This window comes from Pseudomonas sp. Choline-02u-1, assembly GCF_002836515.1.
GTDB lineage: Bacteria > Pseudomonadota > Gammaproteobacteria > Pseudomonadales > Pseudomonadaceae > Aquipseudomonas.
On record NZ_PJBC01000007.1, the window covers coordinates 75,155 to 94,823 of the forward strand.

Consider the following 19,669-nt stretch of genomic DNA (forward strand, 5'->3'; position numbering starts at 1 on the left):
ATGATCCCACCCAGACAAGGCAGTCTCCATGATCTCGATGTCCTCCTTCCATGCCATGCTCATTCCCATCCTCAGCGGGATGATCCTGCTGGCCATAGGCTTCAACTTCCGTGACAAAAATGCCGGGGTGTTCGCCATGTGGGTCGGCATGCTGATGATCCTCGCCACGGTGGTCTACAAGATCCTCGCCAAGCTCAACGAATGACCGCGCCCGGCTCGCATTGCGCCAGAGGGCCTCGTACACTCCAGCGCATCCGCCAATCCCGAGGTTGTCTCCTGGTGTTTGCTCGCCTTTTTGCTTTGCCCAGCCTGCTGCTTGTCTGCCTGATGACGCTGCTGCCGCTGGGGCCCGCGCATGCGGTCGGTTTGCCCGGCCTGCTCAACACCTCCAAACCGCAAGCTGAAGCCCAGGAACCCCTCGGCCAGTCGCTCGACGAGGTGATCAAGTCGCTGGAAAACGACAAGCAACGCGCGCAGTTGCTCAGCGATCTGAAGAAGCTGCGCGACGCCACGAAGCAAGCCCAGGCCACGCCGGAAGAAGGCGTGCTGGGCCTGATCGGCGGCACCCTCGCCAACTTCGAAAAACAGTTTTCCGGCGCCGACAGCCCGATCACCCGCTGGTCCAACGAATTCGACCTGGCCAAGGACGAGCTGACCAGCAAGCTGCTGCCGGCCAATGAATGGCTGCCCATCATTTTCGGCTTCGCCGTTATCCTGATGCTCTGGAGCCTGCTCGCCGCCGCGCTGATCTGGCTTGGCCACCGTGTGCGTCTGCGCTTTGGCCTGACCGAAGAACTGCCGCAACACCCCAAGGCCCTCGACATGTTGCGCTTCGCTTTGCGCAAGCTCGGGCCGTGGCTGATCGCGTTGGTGATGACGGTGTACATGAGCTACGTGCTGCCGTCCTCGCTGGGCAAAAGTCTGGCGATGGTGCTGGCTTATGCGTTGGTGGTGGGTACCTGTTTCTCGGCGATCTGTGTGATTGCCTTCTCCCTGCTCGACGGCCCGCACCGCCATCGCGCGCTGTATATCCTGCGCCATCAGGCGTTCCGGCCGCTGTGGCTGATCGGCAGCTTTGCCGCGTTTGGTGAAGCGCTGAGCGATCCGCGCTTGGTCGAGAGCTTGGGCGTACATCTGGCGCACACCGCAGCGACCACCGCCAATGTGCTCGCCGCGCTGTCGACCGGCCTGTTCATCCTGCGTTTCCGCCGGCCGATTGCGCACCTGATCCGCAATCAACCACTGTCGCGGCGCCTGACCCGCCGCGCCCTCAGCGACACCATCGAAATCCTCGGCACCTTCTGGTACGTGCCGGCGCTGGTGCTGGTCGGCATCTCACTGTTTGCCACTTTCGTCTCCGCTGGCGACACCAGCACGGCGCTGCGGCAGTCGCTGATCTGCACGGTTCTGCTGGTGTTGTGCATGGTCATCAACGGCCTCGTGCGCCGCCATTCGCTGAAACCGCAACGCGGGCCGAAACGCCATGCGCTGTACTCGGAGCGACTGAAAAACTTCTTCTACACCCTGACGCATTTGCTGGTGTGGCTGATCTTTATCGAACTGGGCCTGCGCGTGTGGGGCCATTCGCTGATCGCGTTCGCCGAAGGTGATGGCCACGACATCAGCGTCAAACTGTTCAGCCTGATCGGCACGCTGATTTTCTCCTGGCTGATCTGGATCCTCGCCGACACCGCCGTGCACCACGCCCTCACCCGCTCGCGCAAAGGTCTGGCGAATGCACGGGCGCAGACGATGATGCCGCTGATCCGCAACGTGCTGTTCGTGGCGATTTTCATCATCGCGCTGATCGTCGCGTTGGCGAACATGGGCATGAACGTCACGCCGCTGCTGGCCGGTGCCGGTGTGATCGGTCTGGCCATCGGCTTCGGTGCGCAGTCACTGGTCGCCGACTTGATCACCGGCCTCTTCATCATCATCGAAGACTCGCTGGCCATTGATGACTACGTCGACGTCGGCGGCCACCTCGGCACCGTCGAAGGCCTGACCATCCGTACCGTGCGCCTGCGCGACATCGACGGCATCGTCCATACCATCCCGTTCAGCGAAATCAAAAGCATCAAGAACTACTCGCGGGAATTCGGCTACGCCATCTTCCGTGTCGCCGTGCCGTACAACATGGAAATCGACGACGCGATCAAACTGATGCGCGACGTCGGCCAAAAGATGCGCAGCGACCCGTTGCAACGCCGCAACATCTGGTCGCCACTGGAGATTCAGGGTGTCGAGAGTTTCGAGTCCGGCAGCGCGATTCTGCGCGCACGGTTCAAGACTGCGCCGATCAAGCAGTGGGAGGTTTCCCGGGCGTTCAACTTGGCGTTGAAGCGGCAACTGGATGAGGCGGGACTGGATCTGGCGACACCGCGGATGAGTGTGCAGGTGATTACGCCTGGGGTTGAGATGAAAAAGGAAGGCTGAACTGAGATGGCCCCCTATTGGCAGGCAATACCAATAGGGGGCTAGTTTTATCCGGCTTTGAAACCAGGTTTTCCTTCGGCGGCCCGCCACCTTTTTACTTCCGCCACAATATTTTCCGGACCGCTTTTTCCCGATTCTGGGTAGTAGATTAAATCGGAACGGGCTGGATGCTCGCTCAGTCGTTCAAACTCCATAACAGCTGAGGTATGCCCCTTTTCAGTCGCGTAATCCGATTGACATATCTTTTGTACAAAATGCAAAAACTGCTCTTCGGACATATCACTAATCATTAACTTTTTCATTACTCGACTCCCTTATGAACTGCCAAATGCTGCTTCGGAGTTAGCAAACGCAGGTTATCAATATCGTACAGCTGCCCACCGTCCGATAACGATGAGACGTGGCGCAGCTCAAATTTCACTCGTTTACCGACTCGCTCACCCGCTCTCACAAACGCTGACCGCCCTTTGCTCATTGCACTGAGACTATTTGGATCAAACCACATCGCCAGCTCAACGTCAGCGCTCACCGCCTTCCAGAAAGTCTCCCTGAACGCCCTGAAATCCTTGAAATTCTTGCCTCGCAGTTGATCTGCAATATTTGAGGGAATTGCCGCCCCCTCACCTTGCGTAGCCGCTTCCAGCCATCCACCGTCAACCGGCGCTCCATGACCACTGGCCACCCCTGGATCATTGCGTCGATCCCGGAACATGACGTACTGCGGTGGCAGACCCGATTCCAGTGGGAAGACCAGAATGAAGTCGTCGAAACGAATGTTGCCCCGCCCTGGGTGAGCGTCGATCCGTCCTTCAATCGGCACGAGGTTGCCGCCGGTATATCGCGGTGGGGCCGGATTCGCGATGGGGAACAGCGTTGAACTGTCTGCCGGCGTTACAGAGGGCGTCCAGACCGCGGTTGTCGGCGGGATGTCAGTGAGGGTCGCGCTGTAAGTGTTGTTTCCTGCATTGAAACCAGCTGCAACCACGCGGACGCCGGAAGGCAGTTTTGTCCCCGCTACCGGAACGACAAGCAGTTCGGCGAGAGATCCCGTCAGCGGCCGGGCGCTCAAACGTACCGGCAGATTCAGTCGTGCTCTTTCGCTTGCCAGCCTGTCCAGATCAGGCAGTTGACCGGGCAGCAGATCTGCCAGTGGAAGGCTGAGCAGAAAGCGTTCAGGCAATTCCCCATTACCCAACACCGGCGAGTAGACAAACGAACTCACCCCCACCATCAGACCGGACGCCGTGCCGGCAGCCAGCCCCGATAAACCGGCCACCGCCGAGCGAATCGAAGCGGCAAAACCCGCCATCAGGTTGTCGGCGATCGCGACCGCACCAGCGGACGTCGCAAATACCACTTGGGCGTGGCTGATATTGCCCTGAAAGCGCAAAAGGCTGCTGTGCCCACCGGAGGAGTCCTGCCGGCGCTTTTCCTCAGCAAGCCTGCGTGCTTCGGCTTCCGCCTCAAGCGCCGCCTGTTCCTCGGCACGCTTGCGCTCCAACGCCTCAGCGGCCAAGCGGGCCTGCTCTTCTTCGAGCCGCCTGAGTTCATTGGCGGCGGCCTGCCGCGCCAGCTCCTCGGCCAGCCGCCGCGCTTGCTCCTGAGCGACGCGGGCCTGTTCCTGTGCAACCTGCCGGGCGTGTTCCGCCGCCAACCTCGCCTGCTCCTGAGCGATCCGCTCGGCTTCCTGCGCTTGCACCACGGCAATCATGCCCTTGACCGTGGCCGACTGGCTGTTCAAAACGCCAATGCCTTCAACCATTAACTTGGCGTTGAACAAGGCGCTATAGGCCTGCCGTACGCTGACGCTGCCGCTTCGTCGATTGACTTGCGGTAAACGACCTCCGTTGAAAAAGGTTTCAACCTGGGCGTGGCCGAAACGTTCGATGGCCACGTCCTTGGCCACAAGAAGCGCACCAAACTTTCTGGCGATCAGGGAATCCCTGAATCGCATCTCCCGCGCCAGCGCATCCAAAGGAGGCAATACACTTTGATCGCCTGCTGCCCGTACTTCTGCCAGTTCATGTTCGATGACTTGAGCAATTTTTCTGGAAGTATCTTTGTAGATACTTTCCATATCGAGTATTTCACCCAACGGCGCAAAATTAATGCCTGGCCCCGAGCCGTCTCCTGCACCCAAATAATGTAAATATTCGTCTTGTTTATCCGGACGCACAACAATCGGCGGAAGCGTTATTCCATTACGCTGCATTTATAAATCCTCCATGGACATTAGTTTTGTCGCACTGACCCGTTACCCTCAAACAGCCAATAACGTGACCAGCACCTGGAGGAATTTATGGACATAGATGTTGTGCGGTGCGGTACATGGTTATCGCCCGCGTTTTATCTGTCACGCCGGACGGAACTGATAAAGCGGTAGGAGTTTTCGCTGATAACTTATGCTCAAACGTAAATCTATCGGAGCGCATAGCGCTTTCCGGACCCGATCGCACTTGCGTGCAAAGCCTTTGTCACAGGCAAGGAACCCAACAACAATAATCAAGGAGAAGCCCATGCAACTGACGCGTATTGCCCAGACCCTTTTGCTCACCCTGGTCGCCAGCCACGCCGGCGCCGCGACAATGGACAGCGCCCGCGCGCGAATCGCCGAGCAGGCGCAGAAGCTCGAACCGCAACTGCTGGAAACCCGCCGCGATCTCCACGCCCATCCAGAACTCGGCAACACTGAGAAACGCACCTCTGAACTGGTCGCCAAACAGCTGCAAGCCATGGGTCTTGAAGTGAAAACCGGCGTCGCCCGCACCGGCGTGGTCGCGGTTCTCAAAGGCGCGCTGCCCGGTCCGACCGTGGCGCTGCGGGCCGACATGGACGCGCTGCCGGTCAAGGAAGTCTCCGACTTGCCGTTCGCTTCGAAAGCCAAAGGCATGTATCTCGACAAGGAAGTCGACGTCATGCACGCCTGCGGCCACGACGCCCACACCGCAATCCTGCTCAGCGCGGCAAAGATCCTGACGGGCATGCGCGACACCCTGCCCGGCACCGTGGTGTTCTACTTTCAGCCTGCTGAAGAAGGCCCGAGCGACTTCATTCCCGACGGCAAAAACACCTGGGGCGCAAAAATGATGGTCGAAGAAGGCGTGATGCAATCGCCGAAACCCGATGCGGTATTCGGCCTCCATGTCTGGGCCGGCGTCCCCGCCGGCCAGATCGCCTACCGCCCCGGCCCGACCCTGGCCAGCTCCGACGACCTGCGCATCAAGATTCACGGCAAACAAACCCACGCCGGCCGTCCCTGGGACGGCATTGACCCGATCACCGTCGGTGCGCAAACCATCGTCGGCCTGCAGACCGTGGTCAGTCGCCGCACCGACATTTCCTCGTATCCGTCGGTGGTCAGCATCGGCACCATCAACGGCGGCACGCGCTACAACATCATCCCCGAATCACTCGACATGACCGGGACCATCCGTTCCTACGACTACGGCATCCGCCAGAAACTGCACAACGACGTGCGCCAGACCATCGAGAAAATCGCCGAAAGCGGTGGCGCTAAAGCCGACGTCACCATCATCGAAAAATATGACCCGACGATCAACAACCCGGCACTGACCGAGAAAATGCTGCCGACATTGAAATGGGCGGCCAAGGATGACGTGGTGCAGGGACCGCTGGTGGGTGGGGCGGAAGATTTCTCGTTCTTCGCCAAAGAGGCGCCGGGACTGTTTGTGTTTCTCGGTGTGACCCCCAGGGATCAAGACATGAGCAAGGCTGCGCCGAATCACAATCCAGGTTTCTTTGTGGATGAGTCGGCATTGGTGGTTGGGGTGAGGACACTGGCTTCGCTGGCGACGGATTATTTGTATGGAAATGCGGGGGTGGGCAAGTAGATAGGGGGTGACTGTGGGAGCGCTTTCGCGAGCAGGCTCGCTCCCACAGAACAGCGAAATCAAAATCAACAGATCGTCCGATCGCGGCCCGAGCCTTCGGCAGCTCTCACATTCGATGAGCGCAAGCTCGAGTTCCGCTTTTGGTCCTGGAGCCCGTCGGCAGGCTGAGCGCAGGGATTGATCGGGGCGTGGGAGCGCAGCGACCAGAAGATCAGACCACATCAACCCCTACGTGAATCGCATCATGGCGCCAGAACTCCAGATCACAATCAATCAACCGCCCATGCTGATCATAATTGACCCGCGCAATCCGCAACCCCGGGCTCCCCACCGACACCCGTAACGCCGCTGCCGCATCCACCGACAACGCCGTCGGCACAATCTCGAAGCGCACCCGCCCGTAGTGCAAATCGTAATGCCGCGCATACAACTCAGTGATCGACTGATTCAAATCAAACTCGAGAATCCCCGGAAAAAACTGCGGATTCAAATAGTGCTCCACATACAACACCAGGCGCCCGTCAATCCGCCGCGAGCGGCAAATCTGAATCACGCTCGACAGCGCCGGCAACTGCAACCACGCACACACCGCCGCCGAAGCCGGCTGCAACCGCGCTGAAATCACCTCGGTCGACGGCTCACGCCCCTGCGCACTGACCATGGCGTGGAAGTGACTGCGCTGCATGAGGTTGTAAGCCAGACGCGGCGGCGACACGAACCAGCCGCGCCGCTCCTCACGATAAATCTGCCCCTGCGCCTCAAGTTGCAACAACGCCTCACGCACGGTGATCCGTGTGGTGCCGAACAATTCGCTGAGCTTGCGTTCGGCCGGCAATTTGCTCCCGGCCACCAGCAACGCATGATCGATCTGCTCCTGCAGCACCTGGCCAATCGCTGTCACCGCTTTGGTTGCCTCATCGCGCATCAACGTTACCTATCTGGACTAGACCAGCACTGTTTCGGGGCAAATTCGAACGCCGCTCGAAGCGCCTTCGCATGTTGCAAGCCTAGGCAGTGCAGATGACCGACAGATGACAAAACTACCCAGCGGTCGCGTTCATGGCTTGCAATACATCGGCCAAGTCCTTTGTCTGCCGGGCCCGCGTCATGGTCTACGCTTGTTTGGCAGCTGCCGATCCCGGGCAGAAAAAAGACCTGCCATAAGGCCTTAGACATCAAAGTGTCATCCAGCCTGACTAAATTGGCTCAGGTATTGCTGACCTAGACCAACACAATCCAATCGCAGCGTTGAACACCACCAAGGAGCTTCGGAATGAAACAGCTTTTCCTGGCAACACTGTTAGGCTCGACCATTGCTATGTGCACCGCCGCGATGGCGGCCGACACCGATCTGAAAACCCTCGAAGCCGCGGCAAGAGCGGAAGGTGCCGTGAACAGTGTCGGCATGCCCGACAACTGGGCCAACTGGAAAGGCACTTGGGATGACCTGGCTGCGAATTACGGCTTGAAGCACATCGACACCGACATGAGCTCGGCCCAGGAAATCGCCAAGTTCGCCGCCGAAAAAGACAACGCCACCGCCGACATCGGCGACGTCGGTGCCGCCTTCGGCCCGATCGCGGTCAAGCAAGGCGTGGTGCAACCGTACAAGCCAAGCACCTGGGATCAGGTTCCGGACTGGGCCAAAGACAAGGACGGCAACTGGGCACTGGCCTACACCGGCACCATCGCCTTCATCGTTAACAAGAAGCTGCTGAACGGCTCCGACGTGCCGACCAAATGGGCTGACCTGAAAACCGGCAAGTACAAGGTTTCCATCGGCGACGTAAGCACCGCCGCCCAGGCCGCCAACGGTGTCCTCGCTGCGGCATTGGCCAACGGCGGTGACGAGAAGAACATCAAACCTGCCCTGCTGCTGTTCGCCGACCTCGCCAAACAGGGGCGCCTGTCGATGGCCAACCCGACCATCGCCACCATGGAAAAAGGCGAGATCGAAGTCGGCGTGGTCTGGGATTTCAACGGCCTGAGCTACAAGGCCAAGATGGCCAACCCGGATGACTACGTGGTGCTGATCCCGTCCGACGGTTCGGTGATTTCCGGCTACACCACGATCATCAACAAGTACGCGAAAAACCCCAACGCCGCCAAGCTGGCCCGCGAATACATCTTCAGCGACGCAGGCCAGACCAACCTCGCCCGCGGCAACGCTCGGCCGATCCGCGCCGAACACCTGCAACTGCCGGAAGACGTGAAAGCCCAGCTGCTGCCGAACGAGCAGTACAAGAAGGTCACGCCGGTCAAGGATGCCGACGCCTGGGAAAAAACTTCCAAAGCCCTGCCGCAGCAGTGGAACGAAGAAGTCATTGTCGAAATGAAGTAATCGTTCATCTGTAGGAGCTGCCGGAGGCTGCGATCTTTTGATCTTGCCCTTTAAAAGCAACATCAAAAGATCGCAGCCTCCGGCAGCTCCTACACAGATTGGTTCCAGATTTGTTTTCGGAGTTCTTGCCCCTATGAAGCACAACGTCATCCTTGTCGTGCTCGACGGCCTCAACTACGAGGTTGCGCGTCACGCCTTGGGGCATCTGCAGGCTTATGTTGGCGCAGGACGCGCGGCGCTCTATCAACTGGAGTGCGAACTGCCGGCGCTGTCCCGACCGCTTTACGAATGCATTCTCACCGGCGTTTCGCCGATCAATAGCGGCATCGTCCATAACAACGTGTCGCGCTTGTCCAACCAGCGCAGCATTTATCACTACGCCCGCGATGCCGGTCTGAAAACCGCCGCTGCGGCATATCACTGGGTCAGCGAATTGTATAACCGCTCACCGTTCGTGGCTGCGCGCGACCGCCACACCAACGATCCGGCGTTGCCGATCCAGCACGGGCATTTCTACTGGAACGACCATTACCCGGACTCGCACCTGTTTGCCGACGCCGAGAGTCTACGCCTGCGTCATGCACCGAACTTTCTCCTGATCCACCCGATGAATATCGACGACGCCGGGCACAAGCACGGCCTGGACAGTTCGCAATATCGCAACAGCGCGCGCTCGGCGGACATCATTCTCGCCGACTATCTGCAGAGCTGGCTCGACGCTGGTTACCAAATACTGGTAACAGCCGACCACGGCATGAACAACGATCGCTCGCACAACGGCCTGCTGGCGGAAGAGCGTCAGGTACCGCTGTTCGTCCTCGGCGATGCGTTCAGCCTGAACCCGGACGCCACACCAAAACAGACCGAGCTCTGCGGCACGGTCTGCGAACTGCTCGGCGTGCCCCACGACAAACCTGTATGCCGGGAGTTGTTCAAGTGAATTCCACGATTCGCGGCAAATGGCTGGCGGCGCTGTGTCTGGTGCCATTCGCGCTGTTCTTCATCGTCTTCGAAATCGCCCCACTGGTCTGGGTGATGATCAACAGCCTGCAATCGGAAGAATCCGGTTGGGGCCTGGCCAACTTCAGCAAAATCTTCGGATCGAAATTCTACCGGCAGGCGATCCAGTACAGCCTTGAGATCAGTTTCTGGTCGAGTGTGTTCGGCATCCTGATCGCCGTACTCGGTGCGTACTCTCTGCACCGGGTCGACACGAAACTGCGCAACTTCGTCAATGCCTTCGCCAACATGACCAGCAACTTCGCCGGCGTGCCGCTGGCATTCGCCTTCATCATCCTGCTCGGTTTCAACGGCAGCATCACGATCATGTTGAAGCAGTCGGGGATCATTCAGGATTTCAACCTGTATTCGAAAACCGGTCTGATCATCCTTTACACCTATTTCCAGATTCCCCTCGGCGTGCTGCTGCTTTACCCGGCCTTCGACGCCCTGCGTGAAGACTGGCGCGAGTCCGCCGCGTTGCTCGGCGCCAATGGCTGGCAGTTCTGGCGGCACATCGGTCTACCGGTGTTGACCCCGGCGCTACTCGGCACTTTCGTGATCCTGCTGGCCAACGCCCTCGGTGCCTACGCCACGGTTTACGCGCTGACCACCGGCAATTTCAACGTTCTGCCGATTCGTATCGCGGCCATGGTTTCCGGCGACATTTCCCTCGACCCCAACCTGGCCAGCGCATTGGCCGTGGTACTCGTAGCGTTGATGACCATCGTCACCGTTGTGCATCAATTGCTGTTGAAGAGGAGCTACCATGTCTCGCGCTGAATCCGGCCCGGCCGGCCTCTACCACCGCGTCGTGGTCTATCTGCTGTTCGCGATCCTGTTGCTGCCACTGCTGGGCACGCTGGTCTATTCGATCGCCAGCAGTTGGTCGGCAACGATTCTGCCCAGTGGCTTTACCTTCAAGTGGTACATCCAGCTGTGGAGCGATCCGCGCTTTCTGCACGCATTCGGTCAGTCGCTGATCGTCTGTGTCGGCGCCCTGGTGCTGTCTGTCGTGCTCATCCTGCCGCTGCTGTTCGTCGTGCATTACTACTTTCCGAAACTCGATGCACTGATGAATATCCTGATCCTGCTGCCCTTCGCGGTACCGCCGGTGGTGTCCTCGGTGGGGCTGTTGCAGCTCTACGGTTCCGGGCCGATGGCGATGGTCGGCACGCCGTGGATTCTGATCGGCTGCTACTTCACCGTCGCGCTGCCGTTCATGTACCGCGCGATCACCAATAACCTGCAAGCGATCAATCTGCGCGACCTGATGGATGCTGCGCAATTGCTCGGCGCGAGCACCTTTCAAGCGGCGTTTCTGGTGGTATTGCCGAACCTGCGCAAGGGGCTGATGGTGGCGCTGCTGCTGTCGTTCTCGTTCCTCTTCGGTGAGTTCGTATTCGCCAATATTCTGGTCGGCACGCGCTACGAAACCCTGCAGGTTTATCTGAACAACATGCGCAACAGCAGCGGTCACTTCACCAGTGCGCTGGTCATTTCCTACTTCTTTTTCGTGCTGGTCCTGACCTGGATCGCCAACATCTTGAACAAGGACAAAAGCGAATGAGCTACGTCAGCGTCCAACACCTGCAGAAGAGTTATGCCGGCACCACGGTGTTCAGCGACATTGATTGCGAAATCAACAAAGGCGAGTTTGTCACCCTGCTCGGCCCGTCCGGGTGCGGCAAGTCGACTCTGCTGAGGTGCATTGCCGGGCTGACCCCGGTGGATGGCGGCCAGATCCTCCTCGACGGCGTCGACATCGTGCCGTTGAGTCCGCAGAAACGCGGGATCGGCATGGTCTTTCAGAGTTACGCGCTATTCCCCAACATGACCGTCGAACAGAACGTCGCCTTCGGCCTGCGCATGCAAAAGGTCAACGCCGATGACAGCCACAAACGCGTCTCTGAAGTGTTGAAACTGGTTGAACTGCACGACTTCGCCAGCCGCTACCCGCATCAGCTTTCCGGTGGTCAATGCCAACGTGTTGCCCTTGCCCGTTCGCTGGTGACACGCCCGCGCCTGTTGCTGCTGGACGAGCCGCTGTCGGCCCTCGACGCGCGGATTCGCAAACACCTGCGCGAGCAGATTCGCCAGATTCAGCGTGAACTTGGCCTGACCACGATCTTCGTCACCCATGATCAGGAAGAAGCGCTGACCATGTCCGATCGGATTTTCCTGATGAATCAAGGAAGGATCGTCCAGAGCGGCGACGCCGAAACCCTCTATACCGCGCCAGTCGATGTATTCGCCGCTGGCTTCATTGGCAACTACAACCTGCTCGACGCCGATGCTGCCTCAAAGCTGTTGCAGCGGCCAATCAACCATCGCATCGCCATCCGCCCTGAAGCCATCGAACTGAGCCTCGACGGCGAACTCGACGCGCAGATCCGCAGCCACAGCCTGCTCGGCAATGTCATTCGTTATCGCGTCGAAGCACGCGGCGTGGAACTGGTGGTCGATGTGCTCAACCGTTCCGCCGCCGATCTGCATCCCGACGGACAACGCCTGGCACTTTCCATCGATCCGACGGCCTTGTGTGAGGTAGCCTGATGACTTTGCTGACGTTGAAGAGAGAACTGCACTGATGGCCCTGGCAATTTTTGATCTGGACGAAACCTTGATTCACGGCGACTGCGCCACTCTATGGAGCGAGCAGATGGGGCGCCTGGGCTGGGTCGATCCCGAGTCGTTCATGCGCCGCAACAACGAGCTGATGGACGCGTACAGCCACGGCAAATTGCGGATGGAAGAGTACATGGACTTCAGTCTCGAACCGCTGATCGGCCGCACGCCGGAAGAAGTCGAGCACCTGGTCGGGCCTTGGGTTGAAGACTTCATCGAACCGATCATCTTCAGCGACGCCACCAAAACCATCGCTGCCCACCGCAAGGCTGGCGACCGGATTCTGGTGATTTCGGCCTCGGGCACCCACTTGGTGCGGCCAATTGCCGATCGCCTGGGCATTGACGAGATATTGGCCATCGAACTGGAAGTCGCCCATGGCGTGTACAGCGGCAACACTGTTGGAACCCTGACTTACCGTGAGGGCAAAATCACCCGTTTGCTGGAATGGCTCGATGCCGAAGAAGAAAACCTCGAAGGCGCGAGTTTCTATTCAGATTCGCGCAATGACCTGCCGCTGTTGCTGAAGGTGGATTTTCCGCACGTGGTCAATCCGGATCCGGTACTGCTTGAGCACGCGGAAAAATCCGGCTGGCCGATCCATCTCTGGAAATGACCGAAGATCCAAATGTGGGAGCGGGTTTGCTCGCGAAGGCGATTGTTCATTCAACATCGATGTTGACTGACACGACGCCTTCGCGAGCAAGCCCGCTCCCACAGGGGTTTGGCATTGTCAGCACAGATTGTCGTCAATCACCAACACCAGCTTGCCCGCCACCGTATTGCTCGCCAACGCGGCAAACGCCACTTCGGCATCCTTCACCGCAAACGCTCTGGCCAGTTGCGCACGCAAGCGACCCTCGGCAAACAGCGGCCAGACATGCTGGCCCAGATCGCTGAGCAGATCAGCCTTGAACTGATCGTCACGGCTGCGCAGCGTCGAACCCAGCAGTTGCACGCGCTTGGCCAACACCTGCGCCAGATCCAGTTTCGCCTCACGCCCGCCCATCAACCCGATCAACACCCAACGCCCGTCCAGCGCCATCAGCTTGAGGTTCAATGCTGAATAATTGCCGCCTACCGGGTCGAGAATCACATCAAACGGTCCGAAGTCGCGCAGGCTCTCCAGATCATCGGTACGCACCACGCCGCCCTGGGCACCCAGTGTTTCGCAGTAAGCCAGGCGCTCGGCGGAGCCGACGCTGACCCAGCACGGGTTACCAAACGCCTTGCACAGCTGAATGGCCGCTGAACCGATTCCACTTGCGCCGGCGTGCAGGAGAATTTTCTCACCGGGTTTCAGCGCTGCAAGTTGAAACACATTCAGCCAGACGGTGGCGTACACCTCAGGCAATGCCGCCGCCTCGATCAGCGAAACACCCTCGGGCACCGGCAGCACATGCCGTCCGTCGACGACCACTTCTTCGGCCATGCCGCCTCCGGCCAGTAAGGCGCAAACCCGATCGCCGACCTGCCAGGACGAGCCCGCACCGACCTCGCTGATCACCCCTGAGCACTCAAGACCGAGCACTTGGCTGGCCCCGGGCGGCGGCGGATAAAGCCCTGCCTTCTGTAATAAATCGGCGCGATTGAGGCCGGCTGCCGCCACACGGATGCGGACTTGTCCTACATCACATGTAGGACTCGGCTCTTCAACCCATGCCACTTGACCTTCAACGCCTTGCAATGCCTTCACACTGCCTCCATAGTGAGTCTGGACTGAGCCCGAAGCTGTAGCGCCGGGCTTTTTGCATTATGCGACCGGCTCTCAAAGAACCGGCGACTTCAAAGACGGCCTAATATGCGTTATCAATTGTCCCCGCGTCGAATCAGCATGAAGCATCTGCTCCCCAGCACCGCCCTCGCTCTATTCATCGGTATCGGCCTGTTGCCGGTGTCGGGCACCACATTCGCAGCCAACAGCTGGGACAAGTTGCAGCCTGATCGCGATGAAGTCATCGCCAGCCTGAACGTCGTCGAGTTGCTCAAGCGTCACCACTACAGCAAGCCGCCGCTCGACGATGCGCGCTCGGTGATCATCTACGACAGCTACATCAAGCTGCTCGACCCGTCGCGCAGCTACTTCATGGCCAGCGATATCGCTGAATTCGACAAGTGGAAAACCCAGTTCGACGACTTTCTCAAGAGCGGCGACCTCAACGCCGGGTTCACCATCTACAAGCGCTATCTGGACCGCGTCAAAGCGCGTCTGGACTTTGCCCTTGCCGAGCTGAACAAAGGCGTCGACAAGATGGACTTCAACACCAGGGAGACCTTGCTGATCGATCGCAAGGACGCACCTTGGCTCAAGTCCACCGCAGAACTCGATGACCTGTGGCGCAAACGCGTCAAGGACGAAGTGCTGCGCCAGAAGATCGCCGGCAAAGAGCCGAAGCAGATCCAGGAAACCCTGACCAAGCGCTACAAGAACCAGTTGGCGCGCCTCGACCAGACCCGTGCCGAGGACATCTTCCAGGCGTACATCAACACCTTCGCCATGTCCTACGATCCGCATACCAACTATCTGTCGCCGGATAACGCGGAAAACTTCGACATCAACATGAGTCTGTCCCTTGAGGGCATCGGCGCCGTGTTGCAGAGCGATAACGATCAAGTGAAGGTCGTGCGTCTGGTGCCGGCAGGCCCGGCCGACAAGACCAAGCAGGTTGCTCCGGCCGACAAGATCATCGGCGTTGCCCAGGGCAACAAGGAGATGGTCGACGTGGTCGGCTGGCGCCTGGACGAAGTGGTGAAATTGATCCGCGGCCCGAAAGGTACCGTGGTGCGACTGGAAGTGATCCCGGCGAGCAATGCGCCGAACGACCAGACCACCAAGATCGTGCCGATCACCCGTGAAGCGGTGAAGCTCGAAGATCAGGCCGTGAAGAAGTCGATCCTCAGCCTGAAACAGGACGGCAAGGACTACAAACTTGGCGTGATCGAAATCCCGGCCTTCTACCTCGACTTCAAGGCCTTCCGTGCAGGTGACCCGGATTACAAGAGCACCACCCGCGACGTCAAGAAGCTGCTCACCGAACTGCAGAAAGACAAGGTCGACGGCGTGGTCATCGACCTGCGCAACAACGGAGGCGGTTCCCTGCAGGAAGCCACCGAGCTGACCAGTCTGTTCATCGACAAGGGTCCGACCGTGCTGGTGCGTAATGCCGATGGCCGTGTCGACGTGCTCGAAGATGAAAATCCGGGCGCGTTCTACAAAGGCCCGATGGCGCTGTTGGTCAACCGCCTGTCCGCCTCGGCTTCGGAAATCTTTGCCGGCGCCATGCAGGACTATCATCGCGCGCTGATCATCGGTGGCCAGACCTTCGGCAAAGGCACCGTGCAGACCATTCAGCCGCTGAACCATGGCGAACTGAAACTGACCCTGGCCAAGTTCTACCGCGTCTCCGGGCAGAGCACCCAGCATCAGGGCGTGCTGCCGGACATCGACTACCCGTCGCTGATCGACACCAAGGAAATCGGTGAGAGCGCCCTGCCGGAAGCCATGCCGTGGGACACCATCCGCGCGGCGATCAAACCGGCAGCCGATCCGTTCAAGCCGTTCCTGGCCCAGCTGAAGTCCGAACATGATGCGCGCACCAACAAGGATGCCGAGTTCGTGTTCATTCGCGACAAACTCGCCCTGGCACAGAAACTGATGGAAGAAAAAACCGTCAGCCTCAACGAAGCAGAGCGTCGTGCCCAGCACGCCGATATCGACGCCAAGCAACTGGCTATGGAGAACATCCGTCGCAAGGCCAAAGGCGAAGAACCGCTCAAAGAGCTGAAGAAAGAAGACGAAGACGCACTGGCCGCTGCCGAGCCGGACAAGGTCAAACCGGAAGACGATGCCTACCTGAGCGAAACCGGGCGCGTGCTGCTGGATTACCTGAAGCTGAGCAATCAAGTCGCCAAGAAGTAAGTGATGGCAATTTAGTGCTGACGATCCCCGGATCGTCATCAAACAGTCATCATTCTGTCGTGCAATAAAGGACCGAGAGCAAGCGCTCCCGGTCCTTTTTTTATCGCCAGAGATTGCCATGACCACGACCGAACAGCTGAGCGCCTTGAGCTCGATCCTGACTCAAAGCGGTTTACACAGCCTGTTCCAGCCGATCATCTGTCTCTCAGAACGCCGCATTCTCGGTTACGAAGCCCTGACCCGTGGGCCGTCCAACAGCCCTCTTCACTCGCCGATTGCCCTGTTCGCCGTGGCGCGACAGGCCGGACGATTGAGCGAACTGGAAATCGCCTGCCGACAAAGCGCCTGCCGCCGCTTCAATGAGCAGCAATTGCCCGGCAAGCTATTTCTCAACGTTTCGCCGGAGTCCTTGCTCGAAGCCGCGCACCAACCCGGGCGTACCTTGCAATTGCTGCAGGACTTGGGCATTGCGCCGAGCCAGGTGGTCATCGAGCTCACCGAGCAGACCCCGATCGATGACTTTCAGTTGCTGCAAACCGCTCTGCATCACTATCGGGCGATGGGTTTTTCCATTGCGCTGGACGACTTGGGTGCAGGGTATTCGAGCCTGCGCCTATGGTCGGAATTGCGTCCGGATTACGTGAAGATCGACCGGCACTTCATTGATGGCATTCATCAGGATGCGTTGAAAAGAGAGTTCGTTGGCTCGATCCTGCAAATCGCCAAAGCCTCGCGCGCGCAAGTCATTGCCGAGGGCATCGAGCTACCGGAAGAACTCGCGGTACTGACTGAAATGGGCGTCGATCTGGTCCAGGGTTACCTGCTCGGCCGCCCTCAGGAACATCCATCCCGCGACGCTCGTGCGATGATGCCCAAACACGACAGCAGCGCCGTCGCGCTGAACGACGAAGGCAGTGACCTCAGCGCACTGCTCAACGACCAACCCGCCGTGCACCGTGAAACACCTACCGCCACCGTGCTGGAAGCCTTCCGCCGCCAGGCCAACCTCAATTCGCTCGCCGTGCTCGACGAACAAGGCCAGCCCTGCGGCATCGTCCACCGCCATTCGCTGTCGGACGCTTTGCTCAAACCATTTGCCACCGATCTGTTCGCCCGCAAACCGATCAGCCGCCTGATGAACGACGACTTCCTCGCCGTGGAAATCAGCCAGTCGCTGCAGCAAGTCAGCCGCCTGATCACCAGCCGCGCCCGCCAGCGCATCGAAGAAGATTTCATCATCACCCTCAACGGCAGTTACCTCGGCCTCGGCCGGGTGATCGACGTGCTCAAACTGATCACCGAACTGAAAATCCAACAGGCGCGCTACGCCAATCCCCTCACCCTGCTCCCGGGCAACGTCCCGATCCAGCAGTGCCTCACGCGCCTGCTGCAACAGGCCCGCGAGTCGATCATCTGCTACGTCGACATTGACAGTTTCAAACCCTTCAACGACATCTACGGCTACGGCCGTGGCGACGAAGTCCTGCTCTGCCTCGCGCAATGCCTCAACGAACGCATCGACCCCACCCGCGACTTCGTCGGCCACATCGGCGGCGACGACTTCCTCCTCGTCCTCGGCCCCGAAGACTGGCGCAAACGCCTCAACCAACTACTCGACGACTTCCAGAGCCAATGCCGCCGGTTCTATCGCCCCGAGCATCTGGAGGCCGGCTGCTTCGTTGCACCCAATCGCCAAGGCGTGCGGCAGGAGTTTGCGTTGTTATCGTTATCGATCGGGGTGGTGCATCTGCGGCCTGAGGCTTGCGCAGCGCTTGATGCCAGCCAGCTTGCGGAGATGGCTTCGCAGGCTAAGCATCATGCGAAGGATGTTGTGGGGTTTAGTGTGTATTTGCTCGATGCTGTAGCGCCTCCGGCCCAGACATCACAGTTAGTTGGTTAAACCCGGCACAGTAGCGCATCATGAACTCCATTTAGTTCACAATCAGAATCTAGCGATCACATGCCCCCTCTTTCAAGACACGGAAGGGTAGTAAGTAGTCACGACTAATTCTCAATCTATCGGATAGTCGCAAGCCCAAGGGGGAACGAACAACTCTGGATTGATCCCATTCAATTCAAGGAAGGCATTTATTTCGTCCTCAGTTTCCATTTTTTGCAGCCTTGTAATTGTGGTATCGCTAGCACCAAAACTATCTCTGGTTTCCAAAATATGAACTGGCACAGTGAACTCAACGAAGACGAACTTAGAGCTCTTGGAATCCTCAAGGAAGTCGTAATAGCGTTCTCCTGGGTGCCTATCCATAAAATTCAAGTGATACACAGCATAAATGGCAGCCCATTTCCGAAGCGAACGATCATGCGAAGGCATCTCTTGGGCTATCTCTGTGTAATTTCTAGCTTCCAGCCCCCACCATACTTTTCTAGAAATCACTTTGTGGTTGCTTATTTTCCCGTTTGATGAGGCTCGCCCCATATTACTCTCGTGTGAACTCCATAGTTCACAGACTTCATCAACATCGCATTGTGTGCTCTACGCCGACGGTGGTAATGGACTACTCAAATCGGATACCCGCACCGCCATGGAGGGCAGAACAATTCCGGGTCGATCGCGAGCCGTTCCAAAACCGTATAGATATCCTCCTCAGCATTAACAGGCACAAAATTTAATATGACGATATCCCGATCATCAATACCATCACTGCAGTCAATTTGTTTAATTGCCACAGTAAACACTACAATCGAAAACCTAAACCCTTTCGATTTATGAATAAAATCGTAATATTGATGCGGGTCGCCTGAGAATGAATATTTGTAGTTAGCATATATTGAGACCCATTTTCGACTTGAGTGATCTTTGCACGGAAGTTCTTGCGCAATATTGTCGTAGCTCGCCCCTTCGAGTCCATACCATACGCTACGAGCGATTTTCTTCTGCTGTTTCATTTTTGACCTGCAAATGAGTTTGGCCAGTAAATTCGGATTACTTTGCCGTCCTTTGGGTGCAATTGTAGATGAGGCATTACAGCATGCGGATCGTTAGGACTATGATTTGCCATGTAAACTTTTCGATTTACGACATTAGATACAGCTGTGTCATCCCAGTGGTAGTACGATTCTTTCCCAAAGGGCGTTTGGAAATAGTCTTTGGCGGTAACGGAATTGAACTCTTCAGCATTTCTATATCCTTGACCTAAGTATTTCCCTCTGAACAATTCTTCAGCTTCCGCTCGACTGTTAACAGTAACATCCTTAGCCCCTTGATCCAGCAGCGCAGAAGCTCGTTTAACGCTAGGACTCGACCATTCTATATCCGGAGGAAGAGGCTCTCTGGTATCAACCTTTGCATTCCCGCATGGCGCCGTTGGATTCCCTGTTCCGTCTCCATCTGGCGGGCATCCGTTCAACCCCAACGGATCCACCCACCCCGTCGGATTCGGCACGTACTGGTATTGATTCAACCCACCCGCGAGCTTCACCGGGTCCGGGGTCAGATACCGCCCCAATCTCGGGTCGTAATACCGATGCCGGTTGTAG

General features: G+C 58.1%; 18 protein-coding genes. 11 read left to right on the forward strand and 7 right to left on the reverse strand.

Annotated features, from left to right (window positions below; genetic code table 11):
- The first annotated feature begins 28 nt into the window (after window positions 1–28).
- Both CXF97_RS28205 and CXF97_RS07245 read left to right on the forward strand, forming a co-directional pair.
- A complete protein-coding gene (locus CXF97_RS28205) occupies window positions 29–205 on the forward strand; it encodes a hypothetical protein (RefSeq protein ID WP_007965354.1) in 177 nt (58 codons plus the stop codon).
- Window positions 206–279: 74 nt separating this feature from the next.
- Complete coding sequence (locus CXF97_RS07245) at window positions 280–2,436, forward strand: mechanosensitive ion channel family protein (RefSeq protein ID WP_101157525.1); 2,157 nt, start codon at window positions 280–282, stop codon at window positions 2,434–2,436.
- A gap of 47 nt (window positions 2,437–2,483) precedes the next feature.
- Here the strand turns inward: CXF97_RS07245 and CXF97_RS07250 are convergent, their stop codons facing one another.
- Together CXF97_RS07250 and CXF97_RS07255 are read right to left on the reverse strand one after the other, a co-directional pair.
- On the reverse strand, window positions 2,484–2,738 hold the full coding sequence (locus CXF97_RS07250) for a bacteriocin immunity protein (RefSeq protein WP_101157526.1): 255 nt from the start codon (window positions 2,736–2,738) through the stop codon (window positions 2,484–2,486).
- The gene (locus CXF97_RS07255; RefSeq protein ID WP_101157528.1) at window positions 2,738–4,648 is read right to left on the reverse strand and encodes an S-type pyocin domain-containing protein; all 1,911 of its coding nucleotides are present in this window, start codon (window positions 4,646–4,648) and stop codon (window positions 2,738–2,740) included. The genes CXF97_RS07250 and CXF97_RS07255 overlap by 1 nt, the downstream gene beginning before the upstream one ends.
- 304 nt (window positions 4,649–4,952) lie before the next feature.
- On the opposite strand from CXF97_RS07255, the gene CXF97_RS07260 reads away from it, so the two are divergent.
- A complete protein-coding gene (locus tag CXF97_RS07260) occupies window positions 4,953–6,287 on the forward strand; it encodes an amidohydrolase (protein ID WP_101157530.1) in 1,335 nt (444 codons plus the stop codon).
- 211 nt (window positions 6,288–6,498) lie between these two features.
- Here CXF97_RS07260 and phnR read toward each other — a convergent pair whose 3' ends face one another.
- Window positions 6,499–7,212, reverse strand: coding sequence for a phosphonate utilization transcriptional regulator PhnR (gene phnR / locus CXF97_RS07265; protein ID WP_101157532.1), 714 nt, complete (start codon window positions 7,210–7,212; stop codon window positions 6,499–6,501).
- A 348-nt stretch (window positions 7,213–7,560) separates the two neighbouring features.
- On the opposite strand from phnR, the gene CXF97_RS07270 reads away from it, so the two are divergent.
- The 6 genes from CXF97_RS07270 (at window position 7,561) to CXF97_RS07300 (ending at window position 12,871) form a co-directional block, all read left to right on the forward strand.
- Entirely contained in the window at window positions 7,561–8,628 is a 1,068-nt protein-coding gene (locus CXF97_RS07270; protein ID WP_101157534.1) for an ABC transporter substrate-binding protein, read from the forward strand.
- Between the two features lie 133 nt (window positions 8,629–8,761).
- The gene (locus CXF97_RS07280; protein WP_101157536.1) at window positions 8,762–9,568 is read left to right on the forward strand and encodes an alkaline phosphatase family protein; all 807 of its coding nucleotides are present in this window, start codon (window positions 8,762–8,764) and stop codon (window positions 9,566–9,568) included.
- On the forward strand, window positions 9,547–10,410 hold the full coding sequence (locus CXF97_RS07285; RefSeq protein WP_178081157.1) for an ABC transporter permease subunit: 864 nt from the start codon (window positions 9,547–9,549) through the stop codon (window positions 10,408–10,410). The genes CXF97_RS07280 and CXF97_RS07285 overlap by 22 nt, the downstream gene beginning before the upstream one ends.
- Window positions 10,397–11,197, forward strand: a complete 801-nt coding sequence (locus tag CXF97_RS07290) for an ABC transporter permease (RefSeq protein WP_016773742.1) — start codon at window positions 10,397–10,399, stop codon at window positions 11,195–11,197. The genes CXF97_RS07285 and CXF97_RS07290 overlap by 14 nt, the downstream gene beginning before the upstream one ends.
- Window positions 11,194–12,183: an ABC transporter ATP-binding protein gene (locus CXF97_RS07295; RefSeq protein WP_101157540.1), complete on the forward strand. Its 990-nt coding sequence runs from the start codon at window positions 11,194–11,196 to the stop codon at window positions 12,181–12,183. The genes CXF97_RS07290 and CXF97_RS07295 overlap by 4 nt, the downstream gene beginning before the upstream one ends.
- 34 nt (window positions 12,184–12,217) lie before the next feature.
- Window positions 12,218–12,871: an HAD family phosphatase gene (locus CXF97_RS07300; RefSeq protein WP_101157542.1), complete on the forward strand. Its 654-nt coding sequence runs from the start codon at window positions 12,218–12,220 to the stop codon at window positions 12,869–12,871.
- 117 nt (window positions 12,872–12,988) lie between these two features.
- Here the strand turns inward: CXF97_RS07300 and CXF97_RS07305 are convergent, their stop codons facing one another.
- A complete protein-coding gene (locus CXF97_RS07305) occupies window positions 12,989–13,951 on the reverse strand; it encodes a zinc-binding dehydrogenase (RefSeq protein ID WP_101157543.1) in 963 nt (320 codons plus the stop codon).
- Window positions 13,952–14,089: 138 nt separating this feature from the next.
- On the opposite strand from CXF97_RS07305, the gene CXF97_RS07310 reads away from it, so the two are divergent.
- Together CXF97_RS07310 and CXF97_RS07315 are read left to right on the forward strand one after the other, a co-directional pair.
- Entirely contained in the window at window positions 14,090–16,174 is a 2,085-nt protein-coding gene (locus tag CXF97_RS07310) for a carboxy terminal-processing peptidase (RefSeq protein WP_178081158.1), read from the forward strand.
- Window positions 16,175–16,292: 118 nt separating this feature from the next.
- Window positions 16,293–18,074, forward strand: a complete 1,782-nt coding sequence (locus tag CXF97_RS07315) for a bifunctional diguanylate cyclase/phosphodiesterase (protein WP_101157547.1) — start codon at window positions 16,293–16,295, stop codon at window positions 18,072–18,074.
- A 111-nt stretch (window positions 18,075–18,185) separates the two neighbouring features.
- Here the strand turns inward: CXF97_RS07315 and CXF97_RS07320 are convergent, their stop codons facing one another.
- The 3 genes from CXF97_RS07320 to CXF97_RS07330 all read right to left on the reverse strand — a co-directional run.
- Window positions 18,186–18,608 (reverse strand): hypothetical protein, encoded by a 423-nt coding sequence (locus CXF97_RS07320; protein WP_256589724.1) that lies wholly within the window; start codon window positions 18,606–18,608, stop codon window positions 18,186–18,188.
- 83 nt (window positions 18,609–18,691) lie between these two features.
- Window positions 18,692–19,078 carry a hypothetical protein gene (locus CXF97_RS07325; RefSeq protein ID WP_101157549.1) on the reverse strand — a complete coding sequence of 129 codons (387 nt, stop codon included), beginning with the start codon at window positions 19,076–19,078 and terminating at the stop codon, window positions 18,692–18,694.
- On the reverse strand, window positions 19,075–19,669 hold a 595-nt coding region (locus CXF97_RS07330; protein WP_178081159.1), incomplete at its 5' end, for an RHS repeat-associated core domain-containing protein. The genes CXF97_RS07330 and CXF97_RS07325, both read right to left, overlap by 4 nt.